The following is a 19,760-nucleotide window of genomic DNA, read 5'->3' on the forward strand; positions in this document are numbered from 1 at the left end:
GGCCTCTACGGAGGAAATTCAGCGCACACGAAAGCGGACAGTTCAAACGCAAGACGGGCGTGACGCACACGTCACGCCCGTCACACACACACCGCGCTGCTTCCCGTCGCCTCAGAAGGTGAACGGGAAGTCGATGGGCTCGCCCTGCTTCTTGTGCTTCGGGAAGGACCAGCTCTTGATGAGGCCGGAGATGCAGCTCGCCATGTAGGTCGAGCGGAACTCATCCGTGCGGCACGAGACGGCCGTCGTCTTGCCGCTCGTCTGGATGGTCCACCGCATCACCAGCTTGCCGCTCAGCGCCGGGTCCTTCTTCTTCTGCTCGTTCACGCACTTGATGATGGCCGGCTTGTTGGCCAGCACCACCGCCATGATGTCCGACTGCTGCAGGCGCTCGGGGGTGGAGCCGCCGGGCTCGGGCGGCACGTACGCGGTGGGCCGCGCCTCGGGCTGCTTCGGCTCCGGCTTCGTCTTCTTCGTGCCGAACAGCTCGTCGAAGTCGTCGCTGTCACCGTCGCTCGAGGACGTGCGCTCCACGCGCGCGGGCTGCCGCTCCTCGGGCTCCTCGCGGCGCGCGGACCCCGACGAGGTGGACGGCCTGCGGGTCGTCGTGGTGCGATCCACCTTCGCCACCGCCGTCTCCGTCGGGGGCTTGGCAGCCTCCGCCACCGGAGCCGGCGTGGGCGTGGGAGTCGGCGCGGCCACCGCCGGAGCGGCCGTCGCGGGAGCCGTCCCCGTGGGCGCGGGAGTCGCCGTCGCGGGCGCCGCGGCCACCGCGCCACCGGGTGCCGGAGCCGTGCCCGGAGCCGGAGTGGCGGCCGCCGGAGCCGCCGCGGGAACAGCCGGATTCGCCGCCGCCGTCGCCGGCTGCTGCGTCATGCCGGCCGGAGGCGGAGGCATGGGCGGCACACCGGTGCTCGGCTGCGCGGGAGGGGCCACCTGGGCCGCCGCGGCCTGCGTGCCCACGGGCGTCTCGGCGCGGTTGCCGTTGTTCATGAGCATGACCACGCCGCCACCGGCGACGATGAGCAGACCCGCGGCGACCCCCACCAGGAGGCCCATCTTGTTCTTGCCGCCGCCCTGCGCGCCGCCAGGAGGCGGATACGCCGGCGCATACCCCGGCTGCTGCGGGTACGGCGCGGCCATGGGCTGCTGCGCGTACGGCGCGGGCTGCGCGTAGTGCGGCTGCATGGGCTGCTGCGGGTACGGCGCGGGCTGCGGCTGCCCATAGGCCATGGGCGCGGCCACGGGCGCCATCTGCGCGCCCATGTGGGCGTCGGCGCCGCGCAGGGACGGCGAGGACACCGGCTCCGGCGGCGGCATGGGCACGTCGAGCAGCCGCGACTGCGACACGGGCTCGCGGCCCAGCGCCGGCGCGGGCGTCGGCGGCGGCTTGCCGAGCGCGTCGTTCTCCTCCTTCACCAGCGAGGCCAGCACGCTGGCCGCGGACGGCTTCCAGCCCACCGGCTCCTCGGCGTTGGCGGCCAGCACGCCGTCGGCGCGCGACGCCTTGCCCGCGCTGAAGGCGGACTGCACCGGGCCCGAGGACACCGTGGGCGACGTGCCGGAGACCGGCTCGGGCGCGACGATGACGGGCTTGGACGGGCGCGGCGCCAGCACCGACGCCAGCTCCGCCGTCTCCGACAGCGGAATCCAGTCGCTGAAGCCCGAGCGCCAGCAGAGGCTGTCCGGGCCCACCTCGCCGCGGTCCCAGAGGTCCTTCACCTTCTCGACGGTGAACGGGCCGACCTGCTTCTCGTCGATGGCCACGTACCACTCGTGGGAGGCGGCGTTGGACTTCGCGTCCTCCTTCGCGGGCTCGGCCTCGGCCTCGGCCAGCTTGCGCACGCTCTCCGTGGTGGCGTCACGCGCCGCGGCCTCGCCGGCCGCCTCACCCGTCGGAAGCTTGTGCGTGCCGGAGCTGAGCACCTGATCGAAGACGGCGCCAATCTCGTCCTCCTCCCAGTCCGTGAAGAGGCCGCCCTCCGGCGGCGTGCCGAGCGACGCGGGCATGGTGGCGGCGGACGACTCCGCCTCCTTGCCGTTGCTGCTCGTGCTCGCGGGAGCGGGTGAAGAAGTCGGGGACTCCGTCGCGGAGTCCTTCGCGGCCGGTGCGCCCGCGGGGCGCACGGTGATGGTGTGGTCGCACTTCTTGCAACGAACCTTGACCCCCTTGGGGCCAACCTTGTCGTCGCTAATCATGTACTGCGCGCGGCAGCTGTCGCAGACGAAACGCATCTTTTCCGTAAGCCTCGGAAATGACGGGAGAAATCCCGCCTGAATCGTAGAAGTGCACACCGGAGGGGTCAAGGAACGGTACCAAGCCCGCCCGGCTGCTAATCAACGCGTGAACCCTTCTCCGGGTTCTGTCGCTACTTGCGCACCTGCACCTCCACGTGGGTGCCCACGGCGACACGCAGCTCGTGCAGGTCCTCCGACGTCGCGAACACGAGCAACTCCCGCAGCTTGGTGCGCACGGGGACGCGGAAGGCGGACCCCGTCTCGCCCTGGACCATGCGGCGCACGGGCTCCATCTCCCCGGCGGCGAAGAGGCCGGCGCGCGCGGCCGTCAGCTCCGCGCCCTCCAGGTACTGGCGCACCGCCTGCGGGGAGGCCGTGGGCAGCCAGGCGCGAGCCGCCTTGGCCAGCGCGGCGCGGTCCGGCTCGCTGAGGCTCTTCTCCAAGAGCCGCCGCTCCGGGTCCACCAGGTGCTGGGCCTCGGCGATGCGCACATTGCCCACCACGAGGCTCAGGGCCGCCTGGAGGATGGCCTCCAGCCGCTCCACCGCCACGCGCTGGCTGAAGGCCAGCTCGGGACGCGCCAGCGCCAGGGTGCGGCCCAGGAGGTAGTACACCTCCTTCTGGCCCTGCTCCGCGAAGTACTTGCCGCCCACGCGCACGCTGGCCGGGTGCGTCTGCAGCAGCTCCGTGTTGATGAGCGGCTCGGGGGCCGGCTCGTTGGAGCGCTTGGCCATGCGCTCGCGCGTGGCCACGAGGAAGGGCGAGTACAGCTCCACCGCGTCCATGCCCAGCATGCGCGCCACGTAGCGGTAGTGGTGCACGTGGTACTCCTGCGCGCTGGCCACGTCGATGCGGTGCTTCTTGGGCACCAGCTGGTACTGCGGGAAGGGCACCGCGTACAGGTGGCCCGTCTTCGCGAACAGCAGGCCCATCAGCTCGGCCAGGGGGCCCCGCGCCTTCGGGTGGAAGAGGTGGTTGTGCCAGAGCTGGTCGTTCAGCGGCCGGGGCTCCTGCGACTCCTTCTTCTTCGCGTAGGGCCCCAGCTTGGTGAGGATTTCCTGCTCGTCCTCCCCCGCCTCGCCCAGCAGGCCCGCGACGGCCTGGGCCGCCAGCCACGCGCCGTCGTAGTCCTTGCACTTCGCGGACAGGCGCACCAGCTGGCCGCACACCTTGCGCGGGTCCGTCGTGTTCGGCAGCGCGCGGCGGAGCGCGGCAATCGCCTCGGCCTCGCGGCCCGGCAGCTCGCCGGCGATGTCCGCGAAGGTCTCCTGCACCGTCGCGTCGTCCGGCAGGCCCTTGGCGGCCACGCCGTAGGCGGCCACCGCGCCCTCCGGGTGCTTGAGCACCTGGAGGTACAAGTCGCCCAGCGCGCGCCACAGCGTCATGCGCGCCACGTGCGTCTCCGGCGTCTTGGGCAGCCGGCCCAGCATCTTCGTGTAGTTCTCCTCCAGCGGCTTCCACTGGCGCGCCGCGCCGAGCATCGCCTCCAGCGCGCTGAAGGCCTCCACGAAGCGCGGATCCAAATCGAGGGCCGCGTTGAAGGCCTGGGTGGCGCCCTCGACGTCCTTGAGGTCGTCCCGGCGCAGTTCGCCCAGCGCGAACCAGACGCGCTTGGCCTTGTGCGGTTCGATGGCCAGCGAGTTCAGCGACAGCATCCGCGCCAGCACGTCCGCGGCCTTCTGGCCCTGACGCGTCTCGCGCAGGAGCACGTAGAGCTGGTCCATCACCTCCGGCACGTCCGGCTCCGCCTTGAGCGACGTGGTGAAGGCGTCGATGGCCATGTACGGGTCATGCAGCTCGTCCCGGGCGATGCGGCCCAGCTCCAGCGCCACCTTCGCCTTCGGCTCGCCCTCGAGCACGCCCACCAGCTGCTGGCGCAGCTCGGCGGACTTCTCGTACTGGCCCGCCTTGTCCATCAGCGTCACCAGCGCGCGCAGCGTCGGCTCGTGGCCCGGGTCGATGGCCAGCGCCTTCTCGAAGTGGTTCTGCGCGCGGTCCGCCTGGCCGAGCGCGGCGTGGATGTCGCCAATCTGCCAGTAGACCTCCACCACCTCCAGGTCCGTCAGCTCCTCGCGGTGGTGGATGAGGATGGTCTGGAAGACCTTGAGCGCGCCCTCGTAGCGGCGCGTCTGCACGAGCAGGTTGCCGTAGCCCTCCAGCGCGGGCAGGTAGGTGGCGTCCAGCTCGTAGGCCTTCTCGTAGCAGCTCAGGGCCTTGTCGCGGCGGCCCAGCTTCTCCGCCACGTAGCCCAGGCGGTAGAGCTGGCGGCAGAGGTCCGCGGCGCTGACGGAGTCCTTCTCCACCATCGCCTTCTCCGCCATCTTCCGCGTGACGATGTCCAGCATCCGCTCGGCGGACGCCCAGTCCTCGCGGGCGATGTAGACGTCGGACAGGGGGCGCGCGGCCTCCAGGCTGTCGGGGATGTGCTTGAGGGCCTCCTGCCAGTAGCCGGTGGCCGTCTCGCGGTCCTCGCGCGTCTCCGCGTGGTAGCGCGCCACGTCCAGCAGCGCGCGGCCCTTGGCGGCCGGGTCCTCGGTCTGCTCCGCCTCCTGGCGCAGCGTCTGCTCGTAGCCGCTCCAGTCCTTCTCCTGCTCCTGGATGCCCTTGAGGGCGCGGATGCTGGGCAGGTGGCCCGCGTCAATCGCGAGGGCCTGCTGGTAGGCGTTCCGCGCGCTGCCGGAGTCCATCAGCATGTCCTCGTTGATCTTCCCGAGGCGGTAGTACAGCTCCACCGCGTCCGACGTCTGGCCGGCGAGCTCCGCCTCCTTCGACAGCATCTCCAGCGCGAAGGGCCAGTTGCCGCTGCGCTCGTACAGGTTGCCCAGGGCGTGCAGCGCCGGGCGGCACGCGGGGTCCGCCGCGAGCGCCGCGTGGTAGCTGTTCACCGCGCGGTCCAGCGCCTTGAGCTGCTGGTACTGCACGTTGCCGATGTCCACGTAGAGCTCGGCCTGCTCCTGCACGCTGGTGGCCAGCGACAGCTGCCGCTCGTACGCGGAGATGAGGTCCTCCCAGCGCCCTTGAGTGCGGCGCAGGCGGATGAGCGCCTTGATGGCCTGCACGTTCTGCGGGTCGATGGAGAGCACGCCCTCCACGCACACGTCCGCGTTGGCCGGGTTCTGGTACTTGTCCTCCCAGATGGTGGCGCTGCGGAAGAGGACGCGGACCTTCTCGCGCCAGTCCTCGCTCAGCTCCAGCATCCGCTCGTAGATGGCGAGCAGGTCCGCCGGCTGGTCCAGCTTCGTGTGCAGCTGCTCCAGCGCCTCCAGCGCCGTGCGGTTGACGGGGTCCAGCTCCAGCGCCTGCCGGTAGGCGGACACCGCGGCCTCGTCGTCGCCGATGTCACGCTCGTAGACGCCGGCCACCTCCACCTGGATGCGCGCGCGCTCCTCGGCGGTGTCGGCCAAATCCCGTGCACGCAGCAGCGAGGACGCCACGTCCGGCCACGCCCGCCCGCGCCGGTACAGCGCGGTGAGCACGCCCAGCGTCTCCGAGTCCGGCTCCAGCTCCAGCGCGCGCAGGAGCGCGCTCGCGGCCTCGGCCGGGTCCTCCAGCTTCTCGTCCCAGACGCGGGCAATCTCCTTGAGGATGCCCTTGCGCTGCTCAATCGAGCCCGCGGCCTCCAGCTTCTGCTCCAGCGCGACGACGTACTCCTTGTCGCGCCCGCGCCGCTGGAACACGGCGGCCAGCCCGTCCAGCGCGGTGGCGTTGGTCGGGTCGAACTCGAGAATCTTCCGGAACGCGCCCTCCGCGGCCTGCGGGTCATCCAGCCGCGTGTCATGGACGCGCGCGAGCGTGGCGTAGAGGCGCTCGGCGAGCGCGCCGCGGGGCAGCTCGTCGGCCACCTCCTCGTAGACGGCCGCCAGCTCCTCGTGGCTGCCCGTCTCGTCCGCCAGCCGCTCCACTTCCTCGCGGAGCGTGTCGTCCGACGCGTCCAGCTGCAGCGCGCGGCACAGCGCGAGGAAGGCCACGTCCTTCTGGCCCAGCCGCTCCTCCTGCACCTTCGCCAGCTCGCGCAGCGCGGCCAGCTTCTCCTCGTCGGTGACGAGGTGGGGCATGTAGCGGTCCATCACCGTGGCGTAGGCGCGCCAGTCGTTGTGCGTCCGGTACAGCCCGCGCACGCGCTCGTAGGAGGTGCGGTTGGCCGGGTCCAGCTCGAGCACCTTCTCCAGCGCGCCCGCGGCCTGCTCCGGCTTGCCGCCCTGCCCTTCCCACAGGTCCGCCACCGCGACGTACGCGGCCACGGCCTGCTCGCGCTCCTCGGCCGCCAGGTGCACCTGCACCTTCAGCTCCAGCGCGCGCACCGCGTCGTTCCACGCGCGCAGGGACACGAAGAGCGTGTACACGCGCTCCAGGTCCGCCACGTGGTGCGGCTCCACCTCCAGCGCGCGGCGGGCGGCGTCCAGCGCCTCCTCGCGGCGGCCCATGCCGGCCAGCACTTCCGCCAGGCGCAGGCGCAGCGCCTTCACGCCCTCGCTGTTCTCCTGCAGGGGCACGAGCCGGCGCAGCACGCCGACCAGCTCCTCGCGCTGGCCCGTCTCGTCGTACAGCTCGCGCAGCGTGTCCAGCACGCCGCGGTGGCGCGGGTCGCGGTCCAACGCGGCCTTGAAGTACGGCACCGCGTCTTCCGGCTGCTTCAGCAGGCGGTACACCACCCGGCCCAGCCGCTCGTTGAGGCGCACCACCTCGCGCGGGTCCAACGTCACGGCGAGCCGGCCCTCCAGCAGCTCCCGGAGGTCCTGCGGCCGGTCCGCGCGCTCGTACAGCGACTCCAGCGCGGAGAAGGCCTGCTCGTTGCGGGAGTTCTTCGCCAGCAGCTCGCGGTACAGGTCGATGGAGCGGCCCAGGTCCGACAGCCCCTCGGCGGACACCTGCGCCATCTTCCCCAGCACGCGGTCGCGCTCGGCGCCCGTCACCTTGTCGGCCTGCAGCTTCAGGATGGCGTAGAGCTTCTCGGACGCACCGGCGCCCTCGTAGATGCCCTCCAGGAGCCGCGCCGTCGCCAGGTGCGCCGGCTCCAGCTTGAGGATGGCCTCGTACGCGCCGGCCGCGCGGTCCGGGCTGTCCAGCCGCTCCTGGTAGAGCTGCCCCAGGCGGAAGAGGTAGCCCACGCGGTCCGCGGGCTCGGTGGCCCCCGTCACCAGCGCTTCCAGGATGCCGGCCAGCTCCGGCCACGCCTCCAGGTGGAGGTACAGCCGGTCCAACGCCACCAGCGCCTGGTCCTGCACCGCCGGGTGCAGCGTGCGCGCGCGCTCGTAGTAGGAAACGGCGCGGTCCGAGTCGCGCAGCTTCGTCTCCAGCAACTGCCCCAGCTTGAGGCACACCTGCCCGGCGTCCGCGGCCTCGGCCACGCGCGGCAGGGCTTCCTCGTAGGCCGCCACCAGCTCGTCGTAGCTGTCGGAGGCGTCCGTGGCGTTCTCCAGCCGGCGGCGCACCTCGCCGTCGTTGGGGTCCTCCTTGAAGGCGCGGAAGAGGGCCAGGAAGGCCAGCTCCGCCTCGCCCTGCGCCTCGCGCAGCGTGGCCAGCTCGCCCAGCAGCGCCTTGCGCTCGGAGGCGTCGGAGGACACGCCCACGCGCGACTCAATCACCTGCGCCAGGCGCGGCACGTCGCCGCTGGCGCGGAGCGCGCGCAGCAGCGTCTCCACCGCGAACAGGTTCTGCGGCTCGCGGGTGACGATGGCCTCCATCCGCCCCACGGCGCCCGGGTGGTTGGCCTGCACCGCGAGAACCTCGCCGTACAGCGCCAGCGCGCCCGTCTTGTCCATCAGCCGCGTCTCACGCACGGTGGCCAGGCGGAACTTCAGCTCCAGCCCGGACTCGGGCGGAAGCAGGGCAATCCGCTTCGCCAGCGCGTCGGCCAGCTCCGGCCAGCGCTCCTGCTTCTGGCAGAGCGCCTCCATGCGCTCCAGCGTCGGCACGTCGTCCGGCTTGAGCTCCAGCAGGCGGCGGAAGGTGGCCAGCGCGCCCAGCGAGTCCTTGAGCTGCTCCTCCTGCAGCGTGCCAATCTGGAAGAGCACCGCGGCGCGGCGCGCCGGCTCCTCCGCCACGGCGAGCTGGCGGCGCAGCACCTCCAGGAGCTCCGTCGGCCTGCCCTGCGAGGCCACCAGGCGCACCGTCGCATCCAGCGACTCGGTGTCCGTGGGGCGCAGCTCCAGCACGCGCTTCCACGCGGTCAGCGCCTCGGCCTGCTCACCCAGGTCCGTCTGGAGGCGGGCCAGCGCGCGGTACAGCTCGGCGCGGGATGCGTCGCCCGCCTTCGTCGCCACCTCGGAGAGGACGGCGGACAGCTCCTCGGGGGCCTCGGCCTTGTCCACCAGCGACACGCACAGCTCGAGCGAGCGAAGGTCATCCGGCAGCTCGCGCAGCGCGCGGGCGGCGGACACGAAGCCCATCTCCGGGTTCTCCAGCGGCCCGGCATAGATTTCGGCGATGCGGCGCAAGAGCGCGGCGCGCTCCTGCGGCACGGCTTCCGCCGACGCGCGCGACTCCAGCATCTCCACCTGCTTCAGGTGGTTGCCCACCGAGGCGAAGATGGGCTCCAGCGCGCTGGCCGCGGCGCCACGCAGCGGGCTGTCCGAGCGCGCCATCTCCTCCAGCGCGCCCACCGCCCCCGCGTGCCCGGCGCGGTGCGCCAGCACGGACTGGTACAGCTCCAGCGCGCCGCGCGGGTCGTCCAGGCGCGACACCTTGAGGCGGCCCAGGCGCACGCGCAGGTCGGACGCCTCTTCCAGGGCGCCGCGTGCGTCCGCGAGCTGGATTTCGCGCTCGATGTGCTGCGCCAGCTCCGGCCAGCGCTCCATCTCCGCCAGCACGCGGCCCAGCAGCTTCAGCGCGTTGCCGTTCTCCGGCCGCAGGACGAGGACCTCCCGGTACGCCTGCGCCGCCAGCGACTTGTCCGCGAGCGTCTCCTCCGCCAGGTGGGCCAGCTCGAAGAGCAGGTTCACCTGCGTGGACGCGTTGGGCTCCGCCGCCACCTGCCGGCGCATGACCAGCGCCAGCTCGCGGTGCGCGCCGGTGCGGCGGTGCACGCGGGCGATGGACTCCAGCACGGACTTGTTCTTGGGGTCCCTGCGGCTCACCTCCTCCAGCGCGCGGACCGCGAGGTCATAGCGCTTGAGGCGGTTGTCGTAGATGCCCGCCAGGCGCCGCCACAGGTCGCCGGCCAGCGGCTCCTGCGTGTCGCGCTCCAGCTGGTCCTCGTACGCCCCGGCCACTTCCTCGAAGGAGCCGGAGTCCGCCGCGAGCCGCTCCAGCTCGTCCCGGACGGTGGCCTCCTGGGGGAACTCGTTGAAGGCCCGCAGGCGCGCGACGAAGGCGAGCGACGTCTGCCCCAGCGCCTCGCGCAGGGTGGCAATCTCCTGGACGTGCTCCAGCCGCCGCTCCGGCGCCACGCCGGGCAGCAGCACCTCCAGCACCTCCACCAGCTTCCGCGTGTCGTTGAGGCTGCGGTAGACGGCCTCCAGCAGGCGCGCCGCTTCCACGCGCGGGCCGTCGTGCGCCATCAGCCGCTCCAGGCCGGCCACCACCTGGCCGTCCCCGGGCGCCAGCTCCAGCAGCCGGCGGTACACCGGCAGCGACTCGGCGGGGCCCACTTCCTTCTCGAGCAGCTGCGCGCGCTTGAGCAGCCAGCCCCGGCGCGCGTTGTCGTCCGCCGCGCCGTCCGCGAGCTGGTCCAGCACGTCCGCCTGCTCCGCGAAGCGCCGCGCCTTCGCGTACAGCTTCTCCAGCGCGAGCAGCCCCTCGGGCACCTTGCGCAGCGCCAGGGCCGAGCGGTACGTCTCGATCGCCTTCGCGTCGTCGCCCGCGTTGGCGTACGCCTCGCCGGCCTTGAGCAGCAGGCCCACGCGCTCCTCGGGGACGGTGGAGAGCTGCGCCTGGCGCGCGTACACCTCGGAGAGGCTCTTGGCGTTCTGCCCCTTCTCGTACAGGCGCGAGAGGGCCTCCAGCGCCTGCCGGTCCTGCGGCGCATCCGCCAGCAGGTTCTTCCACAGGCGCGCGGCCTCTTCGGGCTGGTCCAGCGACTCGCGCAGCTCCGCGGCCCGCCGCAGCAGCTCGATGGCCGCCGGGTCCCCGGACGTCAGCTCCACCGCCGCCGTTTCGTAGATTTCCGCCAGCACCTCGTGCGAGCCCGTCTCACGGGCGAGCCGCTCCAGGTCCGGCCGCACGCCGTCCCGGTCCAGCCCCTGCGCGAAGGACTTCACCGCGGACATGAAGGCCAGCGAGGGCTGGTGCATGTCGCGCTCGTAGATGCGGCGCACCTCACCGGCGAGGAGGATCTTCTCCACCGTGAGGGCGGACTCCATCCGCGCCTCGCGCAGGGCCACGCGGCTGGCGTGGTCGCCCACCTGGGACAGCACGGGGTCCAGCACCTCCAGCGCCGCGCCGCTCGCGGGCACGGCCGCCCTCACCCACGCCTCCAGCGCGGCGCGGGCGCCCGGGTGGCCCGGGTCCTCCGCGAGGATGCGCTTGTAGAGGCCCAGCGCGGCGTTGGCGTCGTCCAGCACCGTGCGCTTGAGCTCCGCCAGGCGGAAGGACACCTCGCGCCCCTGCGGGCTCTGGCCCTCCTGGTTGCGGCGCAGCGCCAGCACCCAGGCCAGGTCCTCGTTGCGCCCGCCCTCGGTGTAGAGCCGGTCCAGCGTGGCCGCGGCCTCGCGGTTCGCCGTGTCTCGCTCGGCGATGGCGCGCCACGCGGCGGCGGCGCTCTCCTTGTCGGTGAGCTTCGTCTCGTGCAGCAGCGCGGCCTCGCGCAGGAACACCAGCTGCTCGGCGGGCTCGGCCGTCACCGCGGCCAGCTTCTCCAGCACCTCGGCCAGCGCCGCCCACTCCTCGCCCGCGCGGTGCAACCGCTGCAGGGCGCGCAGGCTGTCCAGGTTGCCGGGCTCCAGGGCCAGCAGCGCGCGCAGCGCCTTCACCGCGCCGGCCTTGTCGTCCAGCTTCTTCTCCTGCACCTCGGCCAGCTCGCGCAGCAGCGCCAGCCGCGCCGGGCCGACGTCGCCCTCTTCCGCCAGCTCGCCGAGAATCTCCGCGTAGCTGTCCAGCGAGTCCGCGTCCTCCGCCGCCTGCCGCGCCGTGGAGCGCAGGCCCGCGTCACCGGGGGCCAGCCGCAGCGCGCGCGCCAGGGCCGCGAAGGCCAGCTCCGGCTGGCGCAGGTGCGCCAGGTGCACCTGGGCCGCGTGCCGCAGCGCCTGCACGCGCGCCGAGTCGTCCCTGGCCACCTCGGCCAGCACGTCGAGCGTGGCCACCAGCTTGCGGTGCTCCTTGGTGCGCTCGAAGGCGGGCACCAGCACGCGCGCCGCCGCCTCGCGCGCGGGGCCGGAGGCGAGCATGGCCTCCAGCGCGGCCAGCGCATCCGGGTCCGTGGGGCGCTGGGTGAGGATGTCCGCGTAGCTCTGCACCGCCTCCGCGCTGCCATCCTGCGAGCCCTGCAGCAGCTGCGCGCGGCGCAGCTTCAGCCGCGCCACCTTGTCCGCCTCACCGGCCGACTCCGCCAGGGCAATCATCCGCGCCAGCGTGTCGCCCAGCTCGCGGGTGCGGCCGGCCTTCTCGTACAGCTCGGCGAGGCGCGGCAGGTGCCGCCCCTCCTCCGCGCCATGGGACAGCGCCCCCTGCAGCGCCTCGGCGGCCTGCGCCGGGCGGCCCAGCTCCGTGTTGAGGTCCACGAGCTGCAGCAACAGCTGCAGCTTCTCCGGCCCGCGCGCGCCCTGGATGCGCTTGCGCAGGAGTCCTTCCGCGTCCGCGGCCCGGCCCGCGCGCCCGTACAGCTTCACCAGCCGCTGCAGCACCGCGTTCGACTCCGGAGCGCGGCCCACCGCCGCCTCCAGCGCCGCAATCGCCTCCGCCGCCAGCCCGCCCTCCTCCGTCAGCGTCGCGGCCTCGGTGAGCAGCGACACCGCCAGCGTCAGGTCATCCGACTCGGAGGCCAGCGTGCGCAGCACCCGGCCCAGCTCCGCGTGGGCGGACAAATCCCGCGCCAGGCGCAGACCTTCCGCGCGGCCGCTCTCGTCCTTCGGGTCCTCGCGCAGCGCGCGCACCCGCACGTCGAAGGCGGCGCGGCTGTCGGCCAGCTGCTTCTCGTGGATGCTGGCCAGCAGCGCGAAGAGGCGCTTGCGCGACGCCGCATCCGTCGTGGCCTCCAGCTGCTGCTGGAGCGCGGCCACCTGCCGCTGGTGGTCGCCGCCGCGGCCGTAGTGCGCCGCCAGCGCCTCGGTGATTTCCACCGTGCGCACGCCCGCCGCCGCCAGTCGCTCCAGGCCGCCCACCACCACGCCGGTGGAGACATTCTCCGCCAGCAGGCCCAGGAACAGGTCCGACGCGTCCTCCTGCCGGCCCAGCCGCTCCGCGTACAGCTTGGCCTGCCGGGCCATCCACTCGTTGCGCTCGAGCTGCGTCTCCGCGAGCCCCGCCAGCCGGCCGGCCAGCGCCGCCGCCTCGTCGAACTTGGACAGCGCCACGCACAAGGCCTGCAGCCGCTGCGCCGCCGCCGGGTCCTCCGGGGCCAGCTGCACCAGCTGCCGCACCAGCGGCTCCAGCTCCTCGGGTGGGGCGCCGGCCGCCTCGCGGCGGGACACCTCCGCCTCCAGGCGGGCCTTGGGGTCGTCCGCGAGCGCCGCCGCCGACTGCAGCGACTTCACCGCCTCCGCCGCCGCCGCGTCACCGGGCACGCGCGCCAGCACCTCGCGCCACGCGGCCTCCGCGCGCGACGGGTCCGCCAGCGGGCCCTGGAGCAGCTGCGCCAGCTGGCGCCACAGCTGCGCCGCCACCTCGGCCACCGGGGCCGCCTGCGCCGCGCGCTGCAGCGCCAGGGCCAGCGCGGGCTGCGCCTCGGCCTTCTGCGCGTGCTCCACCACCGTGCCGAGCAACAGCGGCCGGCCCGGGTCCAGCTCCAGCGCCCGCGCCAGCACCTCGAAGGCACCGCGCGCGTCGTCCTTCTCCTCGAACATCAGCGCGAGCGCCTCGCAGAAGGCCACCCGCTCCGAGCGCGGACGCGGCGCCAGCAGCGCCAGGTCCAGCAGCGGCACCACCGCCTCCAGCTCGTCGTCCTCGGCCAACAGCCGCGCCAGCTGGAAGGCCGCCAGCGCCTGCGTGGCGTCCAGCTTCAGCGCCGCCTCCAGGTGCGTGCGCGCCGCCGCCGCGTCCTTCAGCTGCGTCAGGCACAGCTCCGCCAGGCGCAGCCGCATGGCGGCCTGCGCCGCCTTGTCCTTCACCGTGACGAGGTAGCGCTCCATCACCGCCACCGCGTCCGGGGCGCGGCCCTTCTCCAGCAGCAGCTCGGCGGTGAGGCTCGCCGCGTCCGCGCGGGACGGGTCCACCGCCACGGCCTTCTCGAAGGCGCCGAGCGCCCCGTCCCCGTCGTTCAGCTTGCCCAGACGCAGCGTGCCCACGCGCAGCCACAGGTCCACCTGCGCGGCGCGGTCCTTCACCTCGCCCGCCATCGCCTCAATCTGCGCAATCGCCGGAGCGAAGTCGCCGCCGGCGCGCTCGGCCAGCTTCTCAATCAGCCCGAGCCCCTCCGGCATGCCCGGCCACAGCAGGAAGCAGCGGTCCAGCGCCTCCTTCACCTTGCCGGCCGCGCCCGGGTCGTACCAGGCGAACAGCTTCGCCACGAGCAGCGACAGCCGCGCCGCGCTCTTCCGGTCGCGCTCCTCCAGCGACATGCTGCGCAGCATCCGCACGCGGTCTCGCCACGTCTGCTCGAAGCGCTGCAGCGCGCGAGCCACCTTCTCCACGCGCGCGTTCTGCGGCTCCAGCGCCCGCGCCACGTCCACCACCCGCTGCGCCAGCGCGTGCTCGGTGGGGTCGTCCACCAGCCGCTCCGCGAGCGCCGCGTATTCCTCGGCCATGCCCGCGTCGCCCAGCGCCTCGCGCTCGCGCTCCAGCGCCTCGAAGGTCGGCTGGAAGAGCTGCTCGGACAGCAGCAGCTGGCGCACGCGCCGGAAGAGCGCCCGGTCCGGCTTCGCCCGCGCCGCCCGCTGCAGGCACAGCACCGCCCGGTCGCGGCGGAAGAGCTTCTGCTCGTAGAGGTCCGCCGCCTTGAGGTAGTGGCCCGCGCCCTCCTCGCCCTGCGTGGCGGCGCCCAGCCGCTCCAGCACGTCCGCCAGCGCCGCCGCGTCCTGCCGCGACTCGTGCAGCCGCTTCAGTCCGCGCAGCGCCGGCAGTGGGTCCTTCGCGACCAGCAGCGCGCGCTTGAGCAGCTCCTCCGCGCGAGGCGCGTTGCGCTGTCGCTCGTGCGCCAGCTCCGCCGCGCGGCACAGCAGGCGCACGGCCTCGTCGGCGGGGACGTCCCGGGAGCGCCCCTCGTAGAGGCGGATCAGCTCTTCCACACGGCCGGCCTTCTCGAGAGAGGCTTCGGCTTCGACGAAGGTCCGGTCATCGGACACACGCAGCGTGGGACGCGGGGGCGTGGGCTGTTGCATGGGGGAGGCGGGCCTTGGAAATGGAATGGAACGCAGCGGGGGCGCCAGCGACCGGAACTCTACCGGTCACAAGCGCCCCCGAGCAATCATGCAAAACCCGCCAAACGGCGGGATTTATTGGCTTTCTTGCTACTCAGCCGAGGGAGCAGCCGGAGGCGTCTCGCCCCCCTCGCCACCCTCTCCGCCGTCCGCCGCGTCAGAGGCGGGAGCCGGAGCCACGGCCGGCGCTTCTGGAAGGGCCTTGGCCCGCTCCACACCGGCGGTGTCGCCCATCTGCGTATAGAGGGCGACAGCCTTGTCGCGCTGCTGCAGCTCCTCCGCGAGCGCGGCGGCGCGCGTGAGGTTGCCGAGCTTCTCGTGCAGCGGAAGCGCCTTGTCCTTGCGGCCGGCGCCCTCCCAGGCCTCGGCGGCGGCGGCGGTGTCGCCGAGCAGCTCCAGCCACCGGGCGCGGCCCGCCGGCTTCTGCTCCGCCTCGGCGCGGGCCAGCTCCTTCTGGGCCAGCTCCTTCGCCTCGTCGTCCAGCTTCAGGCGCTGCATGAAGTGGAAGGCCTTGGGCGGAGGCAGCGGGCTGAGCACCTCCACCGCCTCGCGGCGCTGACCCACGGCCGCCAGCAGCGTGGCGGCGCCGAGCCTGTCACCGCGCTCCACCAGGCTCTTCACCTCGAGCCCGCGGATGCGGTTGGCGCTGGCCATGTCCCGGGAGCGCTCGTACGACTTGCGCGCCAGGGTGAGCTTGCCGGCACGCTCGTAGGCGAGCGCCGCCTGGTCGAACTGGCGGGCGCGCTCGTACAGCCGGGCCACGTTCTCGAAGTCGCCCTTGCCCACGTAGTGCTCCATGAGGAGCTCGTAGGCGCCGGCCTTCTCCAGCGTGGGGGCGAGCTGGTCCGGGGGCAGCGTGCCCACCAGCCGGCGCGCGATGTCGTTGTTGCCACCGGCCAGGGCGTTGCGCAGGGCGCTCTTGAGGTCTCCGCCCTGCTCGAACAGGCGCGCGGCCTCGGCGAACGAGTTGTTGCGCTCGTGCAGGCGGCCCGCGTCGCGCGTACGCCCCATGGCCTCCAGCTGCTTCACCTGCTCCTGCCAGTCGCCCGTCAGCTCGGGCAGCGGACGCTCGCCGCGCTCGGGACGCTCCGGACGGGGGCCGCGCTCGGGACGCTCGCCCCGGGGCGGACGCTCCGGACGCGCGCCGCGCTCGGGACGCTCGCCCCGCTCGGGACGGGCCCCACGCTCTGTGCGCTCACGACGCTCGGGACGCTCGCCGCGGGGAGGACGCTCCTCGGACCGGGGGGCCGCCGCGGGCTCCTCGGTCTCCGGGCCCGGCTGGCGGCCGCTGGCGGTGAAGGCCGTCTCGGCGCGCTCGCGGTCACCCGCCGCGCGCCAGGCCTGGCCCACCAGGAACATCACGTCCGTCCAGGCGTCGAACTTCTCCTTCGCCGGGTCCACCGCGGGCGCCGCGGGTGCGGCGGCCTCGGCCGGAGCCGCGGCCTCTCCCTCGGCGGGAGCGGCACCCTCGGCCGGAGCGGCGGCCTCTTCCTCGGCGGGAGCAGCAGCCTCGGCGGGAGCCGCGGCCTCGGCCGGAGCCTCCGCCGGTGCGGCACCTTCCGCCGGAGCGGCCGACGCCTCGGGGGCGGGCGGCTTCGGCTGGCGCTGCACGCGCAGCAGCGTGGTGATGAGGCGGCCACGCGTGTTGAGGTCCAGATCTTCCAGGGACTTCAGGCGCATGGGCCGCAGCGAGCGGACGATGGCCTGCAGCGGACCCTTCTCCGCCGCGAAGTCCGACTTCGAGAGCGCCTTCTCCAGGGTGCTCAGCTCGGCGATGACGCGCTGGCCGGGACCGACCGGACCTTCGTCGCGGTCCCTCCGGCCACGGCCGTCACCGCGCCCGCGGCCTCCGTCCCTACCGCCAGGACCGCCGGGGCCACCACGGCCGCCGCCGAAGCCGCCGCCGCCAAAACCACCGCCTCCCGGGCCATCACGGCGCGGACCCTGGCCCGGCGCACCCCCGTCACGACCACGCCCACCGGGGCGCGGCCCACCGCTTCCATTCTCCTGAGGCACGTCTTTCTCCCGCTAGAACGCGTAGCGAATGTTCGGCGCCACCGCGAACCCGAAGGAGCCTCCGTTAACGAGATAGTTCCCCGTTACCTCGAGCCCCACGGAAAAGTGGCGCAGCCTTGTGTAGTACTCCACTCCGGGCCCGGCAAACACAAGAATGTCGGAATCGGGGAGCAGACGCTTGGGCGCGAACATCGCGAGGCCTCCGCCGGCGCGGAGGTAGAACCACGTGCGCTTCGTTTCCTGGCTGTCCGCCAGGCCCAGCAGGCGCGCGCGCAGGGCCACGCCGGGCACCATCGACGAGAAGTCACCGGACACCGCGCCGCCCGAGTTGCCGACGTACTCGGCGCTCGTCCGGATGCTGGAGCCCATGATGAACACCCCCAGCGACAGCCGCTCGCCCAGGTCCACGCCCACCTCCACCTGCGCCATGGGGCCCGCGGAGAACGGCCGCGGCGTGCCCTCGGGGGCCGGTGGGTTGGTGAGGAACAGCGGACCCCCCATCACCGCGAAGTACAGGCCCCGCTCGATTTCATCGAAGGTGACGGCGGGACGGTCCCCGTTGGCGGGGGTGGGCTGCTGGGCGCTCGCGGCCAGGGGAAGGACGAACGAGGCGCACAGGGCAAGGGGGGCGAGGGCTTTCATGCGGTCCTGACGTTAGCGCGACTCCCGTGAGGGATGGGAGCCTTTGGAAACAGCGCGGGCGGCCCGACTTCAGGTCCGCCCGCGCAGCAGGGAAACAGCCCGGCGTTACTCGCCGGCCTGCTTGAAGATGAACGGATAGGTGACGACCACCACGCCGCCGCCCTTCGGCTCGGGGAACTTCCAGGTGCGCACGCGGCCCGCCACACACGTCTCCAGCTCCGCGTTGCCCGCGGTGGACTGGGCCACCGAGGACGACGCCACCGAGCCGGTGCCGGTGATGACGAATTTCACGGACACCTTGCCGCCCAGCTTCGGGAAGCGGTTGAGCAGGCTCTCATAGCAGTAGCGAATCTGCCCGCGGTTCATCTGGATGACCTTGCGGATGAGCTCCTTGTCCAGCGAGCCCATGACCTCCGGCTCGGACGAGGTGATGCCCACGTCCACGCTCTGCTTGCCACCCAGCACGCCCACGCCGTTGCCGTAGGTGCCGGTGCCGCCGCCGCGGCCCTTGGTGCCGATGCCGCCGATGCCGACGGTGTCACCCGTGCCGCCGCCGCCACCGCCGGAGCCGCGCAGGCCCAGGCCGCCGAAGCCGCCCGAGTCACCCGTCTTGTTGCCGAACATGTTGCCCATGGCGCTCTTCAGGTCGCCGCCCAGGCCGTTCTTCCCGAAGACGGTGGAGATGCCACCCTTGCCGGTGCCGAAGATCTTGGCCGTCAGCGCGCGAGCCTCGTCCTTCTTGCTCGGGTCGCCCTTGGGCGCGGTGCGGTTGTTCGTCTTGGCCGCGTCCTTCTTGCCCATCTGCCCTTCGTCGCCGCGGCTCTTGGCGGCCATCTCGCCGCTCTTCTTCGCCTCCTTCTGCTGGTTGAGGCGCTCGAGGAACTTGTTCTTTTGCGTCTCGGGGGGCTTGATGATGAGCTTGGCGATGCGGGCGTTGTCGGCGGACAGCTCGTCCGAGTACTCGTCGCCGTCACCGGTGCGGTTCATCGCGGTGATGACGAACGCGGTGGCCGCGAAGAACATCACCAGGAAGATGTTGAGCGCCGTGTAGTCCAGCGACTCGCCCAGCGGCGCCACCACGCGCTTGGGCACCGGCTGGAAGGCGGCCTCGAGCGTGACGCCGCCCAGGTCCACCCAGAGGAAGTCCTCCGCGTCCAGCGTCAGCGTGTACGCGTCACCCTCGTGCGAGGCCTTGCCGGACTCGATGACCTGCTTGAGGTCCATCGTGTCGCCCTTGCGGGTCAGCTCGCCCTTCATCTTGCCCGTGAAGCGCACGGAGAAGGACTGCCCGTCGGCGCGCAGCACCTCGAACTTGGGAGCGCCCAGCTTCGCGTCGCCCATGATGAAGTCCACGTCCGCGGCGCTGCCCACGGTGAACGCGCGCTTCGCCCCCGGAGGGATGAAGAACTCGCCCACGCGCTGGTCACCCCACGCGAAGCGCAGCCCCACGCCCATGGGGCCGTTGGACTTCGACTTGCGCACGGTGCGCACGCGCGGCGCGGCCTCGACGGCCGGAGCCTCGGGCGCGGCGACCGCGACGGGCGCCGGCTCGGCGGCGGCCACCACCGCGTTCTGCTGCGTGGCGGCGAACGACGCGTCCAGCGCGCCCGTGGCGGCGGCGGCGGGAGCCACGGCCCCCGCGGCCTGCGCCAGGCCCGCGGCCGGCGTCTGCGCGCCCAGCACGGGGTTCTTCTCGGTCGTCTCGTCCGTGCCGGCGACGGCCACCGCCAGGTTGGCGGCGGCCACCGCGGCCGGGTTCTCCAGGCGGATGGTGGTGCCACCCACGCGGATCTCGTCACCGAAGGTCAGCTGCCCCTTGTTGACGCGCTTGCCGTTGACGTACGTGCCCTCGACGCTGCCCATGTCGATGATGGACATGGCGCCGTCGGTGGCGACCTCGATGACGGAGTGGATTCGGCTGACCTTCTCGTCCTCCAGGCACAGGTGCGCGGAAGACAGACGGCCAATCTTGATGATGTCGCGCTCGTAGTCCTTGGAGGCGACCAGCGAGTCGCCCTTGAAGACCTTGAGTGTCAGAGGAACGGCCATGGGGGACTCCTACGAAAGGTGGGTGTTGGCTACAGACAACGCTCGCTCCGCCGGGTTCCCAGGTGGAGCGGTGACGCCGCCTACAGCTCCCCCACGGACTGCATCACCTTGTCCTCGAAGTCCTCGCGGATGCGGATGAGGTTCGAGTGCTTCACCTTGTCGCGCGCCTCGATGTACTCGCCATCGGGCTTCGTGAGGTCGCCTTCGATGGTGTCGTCCTCGAAGTCGATGTTGGTGGTCTTGGAGTAGCGCACATTGCCCTCCCCGCTCCCACCGCCCTGGGACTTGTTGCCCTCGTCCTGGGCGAAGGCCGGAGCCACAGCGAGGACCACGCACAGCATCAGAGCCTTCCGCATCACTGCCTCC

6 protein-coding genes are annotated in these 19,760 nt (G+C 72.7%); all 6 read right to left on the reverse strand.

From position 1 onward, the window contains the following. Positions 1 to 111: 111 nt before the first annotated feature. Entirely contained in the window at positions 112 to 2,235 is a 2,124-nt protein-coding gene (gene gltJ / locus ACX9TP_RS32285; protein ID WP_482974490.1) for an adventurous gliding motility protein GltJ, read from the reverse strand. A gap of 134 nt (positions 2,236 to 2,369) precedes the next feature. Continuing rightward, positions 2,370 to 14,648, reverse strand: a complete 12,279-nt coding sequence (locus ACX9TP_RS32290) for a tetratricopeptide repeat protein (RefSeq protein ID WP_482974491.1) — start codon at positions 14,646 to 14,648, stop codon at positions 2,370 to 2,372. A gap of 129 nt (positions 14,649 to 14,777) precedes the next feature. Beyond that, a complete protein-coding gene (locus ACX9TP_RS32295; protein WP_482974492.1) occupies positions 14,778 to 16,703 on the reverse strand; it encodes a DEAD/DEAH box helicase in 1,926 nt (641 codons plus the stop codon). Positions 16,704 to 16,715: 12 nt separating this feature from the next. Then, a complete protein-coding gene (cglE, locus tag ACX9TP_RS32300; RefSeq protein ID WP_482974493.1) occupies positions 16,716 to 17,345 on the reverse strand; it encodes an adventurous gliding motility protein CglE in 630 nt (209 codons plus the stop codon). Between the two features lie 105 nt (positions 17,346 to 17,450). After that, entirely contained in the window at positions 17,451 to 19,394 is a 1,944-nt protein-coding gene (gltG, locus tag ACX9TP_RS32305; protein WP_482974494.1) for an adventurous gliding motility protein GltG, read from the reverse strand. Between the two features lie 80 nt (positions 19,395 to 19,474). Continuing rightward, positions 19,475 to 19,750 (reverse strand): adventurous gliding motility protein CglF, encoded by a 276-nt coding sequence (gene cglF, locus ACX9TP_RS32310; RefSeq protein ID WP_482974495.1) that lies wholly within the window; start codon positions 19,748 to 19,750, stop codon positions 19,475 to 19,477. Between the last annotated feature and the right edge of the window lie 10 nt (positions 19,751 to 19,760).

Source organism: Pyxidicoccus sp. M15, from assembly GCF_056858435.1.